Genomic DNA, 12,445 nt, shown 5'->3' on the forward strand with positions numbered 1-12,445 from the left:
GAAATAGGGTGCGGATCATCAAGGCGCAGTGATTCGAGGCCGATGCCGCGACGCGCAGGTGAAGGGGCGGCGGCGCCTCGGGTTTCAGTCTGGAAATAGGTCAGGGCCATGTCAAGTGTTTCGAAGGTTTTCGAGTGAAGTGACCTATCCGGTTCTTCCTGGCGATCCGCTGGGAGAAATCTGGAGCGCGACAACGAAGCGGCCCCTGTCGAAATTGTTTCGATAGGGCCGCTTGTCTTAAAAGGAGTTCTCGACGCAGATCACATTTCCGGTTCGCCGATGTCACGTGCCCCCGGGCGGTGCGGATACGTGACGTTGAACCACATGAAATGGGCCTGGTTCGTGGACGGATGGCCGTGGGAGGTGGCGTAGAGGCCGAGCTGGACGCTGGTGAACAGCGGCGTGAGGAAGGTGGCTTCCACGGTGGCCAGGTCCTGCCAGGCACCGTCGGGTGCCGCGTGGGCGAAGGTGTGGCTGAACCCCCGGACGCGGACCCCCATGCGAACGGGCCCCGGGGGTACGGGAACGCCCGCCAGGACCTCGGGCCCGCGGCGGAGGACGAGCCCTTCCTCGGTGCGTAGGAAGAGGAGGTGGGTGTCGTCGTCGACCACCACGGCGAGGCCGGCCTGTTCGCCCGGTGCCGCGGGAGTGAAGTGCAGCTCGGTGGACACGTCACAGCCGGGCTGTTCCTGCGGGCGGACCAGGAGGGACGGGACGGTGCGTTCGCCGAGGCTTTCGGGACGGAGTTGGAGGCGGAGCCCGTCGCCGGTGGTCCAGAACGGCGCACGTGGGGTGCGCAGGGTGCTCCAGTCGGTGGAGACGGCGGCGAAGTCGTCGTGGAGACTGCGGCGGGGGCTGGTGTGCTCGACAGGGGAGAAGACCGGCCGGCCGTCGCTCCAGGTGACCCCGCTGAGGAAGGTCTCGCGTCCGATGGCGGAGCCCGGGCGGACACCCAGGAGGACCGCCCGCCAGTCGCCGCACGGGGTCCGCACGAGGTCGGCGTGCCCGGTGCAGGTGACGGGGCCCTTCCGGGCGGGAGGCAGAACCGGATTGTCGGGGAAGTTCTCGTACGGGCCGGTCACGTGGTCGGCGCGGGCGGCCACCACGCTGTGGTCCACATCGGTGCCGCCCTCCGCGGTGAGCAGGAGATAGGTGCCGTCGATCCGGTAGAGGTGCGGGGCCTCCGACCAGCGTGCGCCCGGCCGGCTTCCCGACCACAGGACGTACTCGGGTCCCGTGAGCCGTCGTTCGTGGGGAAGGTACTCACGCATCCAGATCTCGGTGCGGCCGGCGGCCTCGTCCAGCACACGCGCGGCGGTGAACCAGGCCCGGCCGTCGCCGTCAGGCCCGTCGTCGAAGAACAGCGACGGGTCGAAGCCCTCTCCTGCCAGCCAGTACGGTTCCGACCACGGCCCGGCCGGGTCGGCCGCCGTGACGACGAAATGGCCGGGGCCGTCCATCAGCGTGCAGACGAGATGGAAGAGCCCGTCATGGTGCCGGATCGTCGGCGCGAACAGGCCGCGTGAGGGCTCACACCCGTCGAGGTCGAGCTGGGACGGCCGGTCCAGCGCGGAGCCGATACGTCGCCAGTTCACGAGATCGCGGCTGTGGAACAGGGGAAGCCCCGGGAACCACTCGAAGCTGGACGTCACCAGGTAGTAGTCCGCCCCTACCCGGCAGACGGACGGGTCGGGCCGGAACCCCGGCACTACGGGATCGCCGAACGCCGTGCTCACGACACCGGCACGATCTCGACCGGCACGGACATGACCCGGTCGGCCCCCGGGTGACGTACGGGGCCGTGCAGGGTGAAGGACCCCTGGAGCGGCAGATCGCCGCTGGACCGTCCGACGGCCACGCCGATCTCTCCGGGCTCCACTCTCCTGCGCAGGTCGATTCCGGTGAAAGAGGTCCGGTCGGCATGGACGGAGAAGGTGATCCGGGCGGCCTCGCCCGGCCGCAGCTCGACCCTGCCGAATCCGGCGAGCCAGCGTCTCGGCCGGACGACGGACGCCTCGGGGTCCGACAGGTAGAGCTGGACCACCTCTGTCCCGGTGACCTCGCCGACGTTGCGCACGGTGACCGCGATGGAGACGGCTCCGTCCGTCGCGGCGACGGGTTCCACGGAGAGATCCGAGTAGGCGAAGCTGGTCCAGCTCAGTCCGTGTCCGAAAGGGAACAGCGGCGTAGGGTCCACCGAGCTCCAGTCGGTCAGACCGCCCAACGTCGATTGCAGGTAGGTGCCGGGCTGACCGCCGGCCTGGCGGGGGAGGGAGACGGGGAGCCGCCCGCCCGGTTCCGCGGCCCCGCTGATGATCCGGGCCAGCGCCGTCCCACCCTCCTCGCCGGGGAAGAAGGCCTGGACGACGGCCGCCGCCCGGTCGGCGAGCGAGCCGAGCGCGTAGGGGCGTCCGGAGACGAGGACCAGGACGGTCGGTACCCCGGAGTCGAGGACCTCGGCGGCGAGCGCGGCCTGGTCGCCCGGCAGATCGAGGGTCTCGGCGTCGCAGCCCTCGCCCGAGGTGCCCCGGCCGAACATGCCGGCCCGGTCACCGAGTACCAGGACGTTCACCTCCGGGTCCTCCTCGGTGACCGTGAAACCGGCGGCGGCAAGCGCTTCACCGAGCGTCGGGATCTCCACCCCGGGATCGCCGGGGAGTGCGACGTGGTTCGGGAAGGAGTAGCAGCCGAGGAAGGCGTGCGGATCGTCCGCGTACGGCCCGGTGACCGCGACCCGGCACGGCCGCAGCGGCAGGATGCCGTCGTTGGCGAGCAGCACCGTGGACCGCTCGGCCAGGATCCTGGCCAGCGCCCGGTTCTCCGGCGGGTCGAGGTCGATCGGCTCGGGCTTGACGGGTTCCCAGTCGGGGTCGAGCAGCCCGAGCTCGGCCTTCTGCAGCAGCACCCGCTCCACGGCCCGGTCGACGAGCGCCTCGGACAGATCTCCCGAGCGGACGAGTGCGGTCAGCGGCTCGCCGTAACAGCGGGCCGTGGGCAGTTCGACGTCGATTCCGGCGGTCAGCGCCAGCGCGCCGGCCGCGCCCCGCGATCCGGCGACGCCGTGCCGGGACTCCAGGAAGGAGACCGAGTAGTAGTCGGCGACGACGGTGCCGTCGAAGCCGAGCTCGTCCCTGAGGAGTCCGGTGAGGAGCCGCTCGTCGGCGGCGACGGGGACGCCGTCCACGTCGGTGTAACTGTTCATCACCGACCTGGCACCGCCCTCGCGCAGCGCCCGGACGAAGGGCTCGACCAGCACGTCGGCGAACTCGCGCGGCCCCACGGCGACCGGGGCCATGTTCCGGCCGCCGCGCGAGGACGAGTACCCGGCGAAGTGCTTGAGCGTCGCCACGATGCCCGCGCCCTCCAGACCCTGGACGTACGCGGTGCCGATCGCGCCGACGAGAAACGGGTCCTCGCCCATGCACTCCTCGGTACGGCCCCACCTGTAGTCGCGGACCACGTCGAGCACCGGAGCGAGCCCCTGGTGGACGCCGACCCGCCGCATCCCGTCGCCGATGGCGGCTGCCATCCGCCGCACGAGCGCGGGATCGAAGGACGCGCCCCAGGCGAGCGGCCCGGGGAAGACCGTGGCCCCGAGCGTCATGAACCCGGTCAGACACTCCTCGTGCGCGAGGGCCGGAATGCCGAACCGCCCGGCCTCCGTCACCTGCGTCTGGAACGCGGCGAGCCGCTCCATGCCGGTCTCCGCGACGATCGGCGCCGTCCCGAACACCCGGGTGAGCTGGCCGAGACCCTGCCCGATGATGTCGTCGAGGCGGGGCGCCGGTTCGCCGGAATCGTCCTCCATCGGCGCCACCGGCGCTCCCGGATCGGACGGCAGGGCCCAGAAGCCGGCGAGTTGACCCGCCTTCTCCTCCAGTGACATCCGACTCAGCAGATCGGCGACTCGGACGGCAGCGGGCAGGAGGGGGTCACGCCAAGGCTCGGTCACGGGGGTACTCCTAAGAACGGGGCGGGGCGGTGGAGACGCGGACCTTGAGTTCGGTCGACAGCTCCATCCGGGGGCTGACCAGGGGCTGGTCCTCCAGAAGTTGGAAGAGCGTGCGAGCCGCGAGCCGGCCCATCTCCTCCAGCGGCTGACGCACCGTCGTCAGCGGCGGTGACAGCCAGTCGCACATCGGCAGGTCGTCGAAACCGACCACGCTGAGGTCCCGCGGGATGCTCAGCCCGGCCTGCCGAGTGGCCTCGTAGACGCCCATCGCCTGCTGGTCGCTGCCCGCGAAGACGGCCGTGGGCGGCTCGGGGAGGGCGAGCAGCTCGCGCGCGCACCGGAATCCGCCCTCGTGCTGGAAGTCGCCGAACCGGATGAGGTCGCGGTCGAACTCGATCCCGGCCCGTTCCAGGGCCGCGCGATAGCCGTCGATGCGGGCCTGGCTGCAGAGCATCTCCTTGCGCCCGCCGATCGCGGCGATCCGACGATGCCCCAGCTCAAGCAGGTGTTCGGTGGCGGCGAGTCCGCCGGCCCAGTTGGTCGCGCCGATACTCGGCACACCGTTGTCCGGCAGATCGATCGGGTCGATGACGACCAGTGCCACCCCGCCCCGCTCGACCTGGGCGCGCTGCGCCGCGGTGACGGAGGCGGTGACGAGGATGACGCCGTCGCTGTGGTGCCGGACCGGTACCGCGGACCAGCTCGACGGCGTGGCCTCGCCCGGCGGAACGAGAGACACGACGGTGCCGATGCCTCGGGTGGCGCACTCGGCCTCGACGCCGCGGAGGATCTCCACCGCCCAGGCACTGTCCAGGCCGCCGATGATCAGGTCGACGAGGCCCGATCTGCGCGTCCTGTTCTGCCGGCCGGGCTGGAGGTAGTTGTGGGAACGCAGCAGAGCCTCGATCCGTCGGCGCGTCGAGGGCGCGACGTCGGAGCGGCCGTTGATCACCTTGGAGACGGTGGCCTGTGAGACCCCCGCCTCGGCGGCGATCACCGCCAGAGTCGCCCGCTGCTCGCTCAACTTTCCTCCTCTTCGACGCCGTCGGTCGGTGCGACGACAGGTTTCGCAAACTTTCGAAGAGTTTCTGGGCGGCATGACGGCTTGTCAAGATCCATGTTGCAGGGATTTTTCCGAGATAGATCGGTGAGAAGTCTTGACCGTGGTGTCCGTCGTTTCTAGTTTATGGCACCACGTAATTCGAAGTGTTTCGAAAAGTTCTCGAGCGCGTCCCCTCTCACGGAGGTCCCATGGTCAGCACCACCCCGAGCCGACGCAGCTTCCTGACGTTCGCCGGCATGACCGCACTGTCCGTGTCCATGACGGCGGCCTGTGGGTCCGGCGGATCGGGCGGCGGGGCGGCGGCCGACGGCAAGGTGACGATCGACTGGTGGAACATCGCCACGACGGAGCCGGGCAAGTCTCTCTTTCCGGAGATCTCCACGGCGTTCACGAAAGCCCACCCGAAGATCGCGATCAACACGACCTCGCTGGAGAACGAGGCGTTCAAGTCCAAGCTGACCGCCTCCACCTCCTCGGGCAAGCTCCCCGACGTGTACCAGACCTGGGGCGGCGGGGTGCTTCAGCAGCAGGTCGACGCCGGCCTCGTCGAGGACCTCACCGACCTGGTCGACTGGTCGGACAAGCTCACGCCGGTCTCGCTCCAGGCGTACCAGATCGACGGACGGACCTACGCGATCCCGTACGACGTCGGCATGGTCGGCTTCTGGTACAACAAGAAGCTCTTCGCCAAGGCGGGCGTCACCGCTCCGCCCGCCACCTGGGCCGAGTTCCTCGACGCCGTCGAGAAGCTCAAGGCCGCGGGCGTCACCCCGATCGCGCTCGCGGGCAAGGAGAAGTGGCCGGGCCACTACTACTGGGCCTACCTCGCGATGCGCGTCGCCGGCCTCTCCGCCCTCCAGAAGGCCGCGACCTCCAAGGACTTCACCGACCCCGGCCTCGTCAAGGCGGGCGCCCACCTCAAGGAGCTCGTCGACCTCCAGCCGTTCCAGCCGGGCTTTCTCGGCGCCGGCTACGCCACCCCGGGCGGCCAGGCCGCGTCCATGGGCAACGGCGAGGCCGCCATGGAGCTGATGGGTCAGTGGGGTCCGTCGGTGCAGAAGGACGCGGGCGCCGACCTCGGAGCGGACCTGGGCTTCTTCCCCTTCCCGACCGTCGACGGCGGTGTGGGGCGGGCGGGCGAGGTGTTCGGCGGCGGCAACGGCTTCGCGCTGCGCAAGGGCGCTCCGAAGGAGGCGCTGGACTTCCTGAAGTTCTTCGTCCTCGACAATCAGTCCAAGCTCCTCGCCTCCAACGGTTACCTGCCCGTGGTCAAGGGCGCGGAGAGCCAGCTCACCGACGCCGGCAAGAAGGTGGTGGCCGAGGCCCTCGTCAAGGCGACGGGCTTCCAGCTCTTCCTCGACCAGGCCTACCCGCCGGCGGTCGGCCAGGAGGTCAACGACAGCGTCGCCGACCTCATAGCGGGCAAGAAGACGCCCGAGCAGGTCACGGCCGCGATCACCGAGGCTGCCAAGAGTGCCTAGCTCCGTGACCACCCTGACCGAGGCGTCCGTGGCGGCATCCCCGTCACTCCCGGACCGTTCGCGGCGGGGGAGGGGGCGGGGGCTGGGGCGGGGGCGCCTGGGAGCCTGGGCGTCGGTCGCCTGGTTCCTCGTCCCCGCTCTGGTTCTCTTCCTCGTCTTCGTCCTCGCCCCGATCGTCGTCGCCGTCTGGACCGGCTTCTTCAAATGGGGCGGTATCGGCCCCATGGACGACTTCGTCGGCATCGGGAACTACACCAAGCTCTTCGACGACCAGGTCTTCCTCGGCGACCTGGGGCGCGGGCTGTACCTGATCCTCATGTCGGTCCTGGTGCAGCTGCCGTTCGCCCTGTTCACAGCGGTCCTGCTCAACCAGAGGCTCCGCGGCCGGGCCGTGTACCGGATGCTGTTCTTCGCGCCGTACATCCTCTCCGAGGTCGTCACGGCGGTCCTCTTCACGATGATCTTCCTGCCCGGCGCGGGCATGGCCGACCACCTCGCCGACTTCTTCGGCCTGGAGGGCCTCCAGGGCAAGTGGCTCGCCGATCCCTCGACTGTCATGCCGACCCTGTTCGTCGTCATGATCTGGAAGTACTTCGGCTTCCACATGATGCTGTTCCTGGCCGGACTGCAGGGAATCCCGTCCGAGATCCTCGAAGCCGCCTCCATCGACGGAGCCGGTGCCTGGCAGCGCTTCCGGCACATCACGCTGCCGCTGCTCGGACCGACGATCCGGATCAGCGTGTTCCTGTCGATCATCGGATCCATCCAGCTCTTCGACCTCGTCTGGGTCATGACCGCCGGCGGGCCCAACCACTCCTCCGAGACGATGGCCATCGCGATGTTCCAATTCGGGTTCAAGCGGTACCAGGTCGGCTACGCCAGCGCGATCAGCGTCGTGCTGTTCATGATCAGTCTCGTCTTCTCCCTCTTCTACCAGCGGTACGTGCTCCGCCGTGACCTCAGTGGCGCCGTCACCTCGGGAGGTGGCCGATGAACGGCCGCAGGACAGTACGCGGCCTCTCGCTGCACGCCGTGGTCTGGCTGATCGCCGCGTTCGTCGTCGTACCGCTCATCTACGCGGTCATTTCCGGTTTCAAGAGCACGGCGGAACTGACGAACAACCCGTTCGGGCTTCCGGAGCAATGGAAGATCGGCAATTACACCGGAATTCTTGGCGACGTCATGTTCTGGCGGCAGATCGCCAACAGCGCGGGCATCGCGATCGGCACGACGGTCTGCACCGTGGCGGCCTCCGCGATGGCGGCGTTCGTACTGGCCCGCTATGCCTTCCGGGGCAGGGAGTTGTTCTATACGCTCTTCACGATCGGGCTGATGTTCCCGTTCGCGGTGGCCGTTCTGCCGCTCTTCCTCATGCTGCGGACCTTCGGTCTGCTCGACAATCCGCTCGGAGTGATTCTTCCGCAGGCGGCCTTCGGTCTCCCGATGACGATCGTGATCCTGCGCGGTTTCTTCCGGACCATCCCGGCGGAGATCGAGGAGGCCGCCACCATGGACGGGTGCGGCAAGTTCCGCTTCTTCTGGAAGATCCTTTTGCCGATGGCGCGCCCCGCGCTCGGCACGGTCTCCGTGCTCGCGGTCGTCGCGAGCTGGAACAATTTCTTCCTGCCGCTGCTGGTGTTCAACGACCCGAAGTGGCAGACGATCCCGGTCGGCGTCCAGCAGTTCCAGGGGCAGTACTCGACCGACTACGCGCTGGTCCTCGCGTACATCGTGCTCGCCATGGTCCCCGCCCTCGCCTTCTACGCCGTCGCGGAGCGCCAGCTGATCGGCGGCCTCACCGCCGGCGCGACCAAGGGCTGAGCCGTACCGCGTGACCTCCACCCGAGGAGACTCTGTGAAACGCTTGACCGCCCTGACGGCCACCATTATGTTAGCGATCACATCTCATGCCTCGTCTGTTCCGAGGCGTACGTCGTGATCGGTGGGGCGGGCAGCGTCCAGTCCCTCACCACCTCCGGTTTCACCGACACGCCGCTGCGCCCCGGCGACGTCGTCGGGTTCACGCCGGGAACGATCCATCGTCTTGTCAACGCGGGAGACCTGCGTCTCGCGATCCTCGCGCAGAACAGCGGTCTGCCCGAGGCCGGTGACGCCGTCCTCACCTTCCCCGCCCCCGTGCCGGCCGATCTCGACGTCTACCGGAGGACGGCCGTCCTCACCGGCGACCTCGCGCTCGAAGGCTTCCTTGCCCTGCGCCGCGACGGAGGGCTGCGGAAGTTCCACGCCGCGGCCCACCGGCTGAAAGGCGCACTCCTGGACGCGTGGGACGTCCGCCGGCGCGCCGGCGGACGTCCCACGAAACCGGCCGTCAGCCGGAGCGGCGGAAGGCTGGAGACCTCTTCCACCCCGACCAGGGCGCGGTGTCGCGGCCGGACCGCCCGAAGGTTCCGCTCCTCGGCATGTGCGGCCGTCTCCACTCCTGCACCGTCCCCGCAGATCCCCATCGCCCTCCCCTGAAGGAGCAACCCGATGTCACGTCGTCAACCACCGCTGATCCTGGGCCTCGTCCTAGCGGTCCTGGCGTCCCTGCTGCTCGGTGCCACTCTCGTCACCGCCCCGCCCGCCGCAGCGGCAACCGTCGACACCAATGCCTGGTACGTGCTGGTCAACCGCAACAGCGGCAAGGCCCTGGACGTCTACAACCTGGCGACCGGTGACGGCGCCCGCATCACCCAGTGGACCAGGAACGACCAGAACCAGCAGCAGTGGCAGTTCGTCGCCTCCGGCGACGGCTACTACCGCGTCAAGTCCCGCCACTCCGGCAAGGTTCTGGACGTCCAGAACAGTTCCACGGCCAACGGCGCCGCGATCGTCCAGTGGACCGATGCGAACGGCACCAACCAGCAGTGGCGGCTCGCCGACAGCGCGGACGGCCACATCAGGCTCGTCGCCCGCCACAGCGGCAAGGCCCTCGAAGTCCAGGGCGCCTCCACCGCCGACAACGCGAACGTCGTCCAGTACGACGACTGGGGCGGCGCCAACCAGCAGTGGCAGCTCGTCAAGGTCGCCGGCGGCACCCCCGGCACCTGTGCCCTTCCCTCGACATACCGCTGGTCGTCGACGGGCGCGCTGGCGCAGCCCAAGGCGGGATGGGCCTCGCTCAAGGACTTCACCGTCGCCCCCCACAACGGCAAGCACCTCGTCTACGCGACGACCCACGGCACCACGGGGACGGGAGTGGGCTGGGGCTCGATGAACTTCACCCCGTTCACCGACTGGTCGCAGATGGCCACGACGGGCCAGAACAAGATGTCGAATTCCGTCGTCGCACCCACGCTCTTCTACTTCGCGCCGAAGAACATCTGGGTGCTCGCCTACCAGTGGGGCAGGACCGCCTTCTCCTACCGGACGTCGACCGACCCCACGAACCCGAACGGATGGTCGGCGGAGCAGGAGCTCTTCTCCGGAAGCATCGCCGGGTCGGGAACGGGCCCCATCGACCAGACGCTCATCGGCGACGGGACGAACATGTATCTGTTCTTCGCCGGTGACAACGGCAAGATCTACCGGGCCGGCATGCCGATCGGGAACTTCCCGGGCAGCTTCGGCTCGTCGTACACGACGATCATGAGCGACACGGAGAAGAACCTCTTCGAGGCGCCCCAGGTCTACAAGGTCAAGGACCAGAACCAGTACCTCATGATCGTCGAGGCCCGGGGCGCGAGCGAGCACCGCTACTTCCGCTCGTTCACGGCCACCAGCCTCAACGGCTCGTGGACGCCGCAGGCCGCGACCGAGAGCAACCCCTTCGCCGGCAAGGCCAACAGCGGAGCCACCTGGACCAACGACATCAGCCACGGCGAGCTGGTCCGCGCCGGCGCCGACCAGACCTTCACGATCGACCCCTGCAACCTGCGGTTCCTCTACCAGGGTCGTGATCCCAACTCCGGCGGCGACTACGGCCAGTGGGCCTACCGCCCGGGTCTGCTGACGCTCCAGCGCTGACCACGTGGCGGGCCCGGTCGTCACCCGGGCCCGCCCTGGGGCGCGGGCCAGGGTGACGTCCGGGACCAGCGTCACCTGCCGGGCCGCCCACCGGGCGACGCCGGCGGACCGGCCCCGTCTCACGTCGTATTCTTTGCCGACGCAGAGGCCGGTCGCCGTCCGTCGGTGGCCCGCTTCCCTGGAGAGGGTGGGAATGGGGCTCATCGACGTGGACCACGCGGGGCTGGTCGTCGCGGCACAGGCCGGTGAAGACCGGGCGCGCGAGGAGCTGATCGCCGCGTACCTGCCGCTGGTCTACAACATCGTCGGGCGAGCGCTGAGCGGCCATGCCGACGTCGACGACGTCGTCCAGGAGACCCTGCTGCGTGTGGTGCGAGACCTGCCGGCCGTGCGCGCCCCGCAGAGCTTCCGGTCCTGGCTCGTGTCGATCACGCTCCGCCAGATCAACACCCACCTGCACCGGAAGCACGCCTTCGCCGAAAGGACCGCGGTCATCGACGAGGCGTACCGGATACCGGACGCCGGCGCGGAGCCCGTGGACACGGCGATCCTGCGGCTGCACGTCTCGGACGAGCGCCGTCGCGTCGTCGAAGCCAGCCGGTGGCTCGATCCGGATCATCGGGTGCTGCTGTCGCTCTGGTGGCAGGAATGCGCCGGTTCGCTGAGCCGTGACGACATCGCCGCCGCGACGGGGCTCACGGTCGCCCACGTCGGAGTACGCCTGCAACGCATGCGCGAGCAGCTGGAACTGTGCAGGACGATCGTCGCCGCGCTGGAGGCCGACCCGCGCTGTCCCCAGTTGGACGAGGCCCTCGTCGGCTGGGACGGCTCGCGCGCGTCGGTGTGGCGCAAGCGCATGGCGCGGCACACCCGTGACTGCCCGGTCTGCACGGCGCCGACGGCGGAACGGGTTCCGGCCGAACTGCTCCCCCTCGGCCTCGCGACGCTGGCCGTCCCGGCCGGACTGATCTCCGCGCTCGCCGCCAAGGGCCTGCTGCCGGGTACCTCCGCGATCGCCGCCGGGCCGGCCGCGGCACACCTCGCTGTCGGCACCGCGACGGGGGGAGGCGGCCTGCCCGTCGCGCTGACCGGCAAACTCGCGGCGATCACCGCTCACCCGCTGGTGGGCCTCACCACCGGCGCGGTGCTCATCGCCGGAACCGCCGTATATGCGACCTGGCCCGAACCGGCGCCCCGGGTGCCCGCCGTCATCGCCGCCCCCACGGCGGGCACCGCCTCGCCGGTCCCGCCGCGCGCCACGACGTCGGACGAACCGTCCCCCGTGAGTCCGTCCGCCGCCGCGGCCACTGTTCCGCTCGGCGTGCGGTCGCTGGAGTCCGTGGACGCACCCGGCCTGTTCGTCACCTATGCCGGCGACCACGCCACGCTCGGCCGGATCTCCGCGTCCAGCGGCGCGCAGACCCGCGACCGGGGCACCTTTACGGTCATCGCGGGGCTGGCCGACACACGGTGCGTCACCTTCCGCGCCGCGGACGGCCGGTACCTTCGCCACTACTACCTCCGGCTGCGGCTGAGCGCGGACGACGGCAGCAATCTGTTCCGTGAAGACGCGACCTTCTGTCCGCGCCCTGGATCGGTCGCGGGGTCGGTGACCCTGCACGCGCACAACTATCCCGGCTCCGTCCTCCGCCACCGTGACGGAGGCATCTGGCTCGACGGCTCCGACGGAACACGGACGTTCGCCGGGCAGGCATCCTTCATCGTGCGCCGGACCTGGTCCTGATAGTCATTCCTGCGCCATGCCGTTTCCCAGCGGGCAGTGAGTCGGGTGTTTCGCACCGCCGCCGCGGAGACGACCGAACCGCGGGGCTCGGCATAACGCCTTCTGCCTGCGACATGCGTCACTGAGCGAACTTCCGGACGGCGCGACTTTTCTGTTACGCGACCGCGAGTTCGGCAGCCTCCACTTCAGGGGTGACCTTCCCCCACTGGCGTATCCCCCTGAAGAGAGGCCTCCCATGA

Annotated in this window: 9 protein-coding genes; 6 read left to right on the forward strand and 3 right to left on the reverse strand. The window is 69.4% G+C overall.

The genetic code is table 11. From position 1 onward, the window contains the following. Nucleotides 1–260 precede the first annotated feature (260 nt). Genes AMK29_RS15830 through AMK29_RS15840 form a run of 3 tightly spaced genes read right to left on the reverse strand, consistent with a single transcriptional unit; the run spans nucleotide 261 to nucleotide 4,976 of the window. Complete coding sequence (locus AMK29_RS15830) at nucleotides 261–1,736, reverse strand: glycoside hydrolase family 43 protein (RefSeq protein WP_073813233.1); 1,476 nt, start codon at nucleotides 1,734–1,736, stop codon at nucleotides 261–263. Continuing rightward, entirely contained in the window at nucleotides 1,733–3,952 is a 2,220-nt protein-coding gene (locus AMK29_RS15835) for a beta-glucosidase (protein ID WP_073813236.1), read from the reverse strand. The genes AMK29_RS15830 and AMK29_RS15835 overlap by 4 nt, the downstream gene beginning before the upstream one ends. A 10-nt stretch (nucleotides 3,953–3,962) precedes the next feature. Next, entirely contained in the window at nucleotides 3,963–4,976 is a 1,014-nt protein-coding gene (locus AMK29_RS15840) for a LacI family DNA-binding transcriptional regulator (protein ID WP_073813238.1), read from the reverse strand. Between the two features lie 227 nt (nucleotides 4,977–5,203). On the opposite strand from AMK29_RS15840, the gene AMK29_RS15845 reads away from it, so the two are divergent. From AMK29_RS15845 to AMK29_RS15870, 6 genes are all read left to right on the forward strand, one after another. Beyond that, nucleotides 5,204–6,496, forward strand: a complete 1,293-nt coding sequence (locus AMK29_RS15845) for an extracellular solute-binding protein (protein ID WP_073813240.1) — start codon at nucleotides 5,204–5,206, stop codon at nucleotides 6,494–6,496. Next, entirely contained in the window at nucleotides 6,489–7,490 is a 1,002-nt protein-coding gene (locus AMK29_RS15850) for a carbohydrate ABC transporter permease (protein WP_073813243.1), read from the forward strand. The genes AMK29_RS15845 and AMK29_RS15850 overlap by 8 nt, the downstream gene beginning before the upstream one ends. Further along, nucleotides 7,487–8,317, forward strand: a complete 831-nt coding sequence (locus tag AMK29_RS15855) for a carbohydrate ABC transporter permease (RefSeq protein ID WP_073813245.1) — start codon at nucleotides 7,487–7,489, stop codon at nucleotides 8,315–8,317. Before AMK29_RS15850 ends, AMK29_RS15855 begins: the two co-directional genes overlap by 4 nt. Nucleotides 8,318–8,431: 114 nt before the next feature. After that, nucleotides 8,432–8,974 carry a cupin domain-containing protein gene (locus AMK29_RS37910; protein WP_073813249.1) on the forward strand — a complete coding sequence of 181 codons (543 nt, stop codon included), beginning with the start codon at nucleotides 8,432–8,434 and terminating at the stop codon, nucleotides 8,972–8,974. 12 nt (nucleotides 8,975–8,986) lie between these two features. Then, nucleotides 8,987–10,462 (forward strand): non-reducing end alpha-L-arabinofuranosidase family hydrolase, encoded by a 1,476-nt coding sequence (locus AMK29_RS15865; RefSeq protein ID WP_073813252.1) that lies wholly within the window; start codon nucleotides 8,987–8,989, stop codon nucleotides 10,460–10,462. A 193-nt stretch (nucleotides 10,463–10,655) separates the two neighbouring features. Continuing rightward, entirely contained in the window at nucleotides 10,656–12,206 is a 1,551-nt protein-coding gene (locus tag AMK29_RS15870) for a sigma-70 family RNA polymerase sigma factor (RefSeq protein ID WP_073813255.1), read from the forward strand. The last annotated feature ends 239 nt before the right edge of the window (nucleotides 12,207–12,445 follow it).

This window comes from Streptomyces sp. CB02261 (assembly GCF_001905665.1).
Classification (GTDB): Bacteria; Actinomycetota; Actinomycetes; order Streptomycetales; family Streptomycetaceae; genus Streptomyces.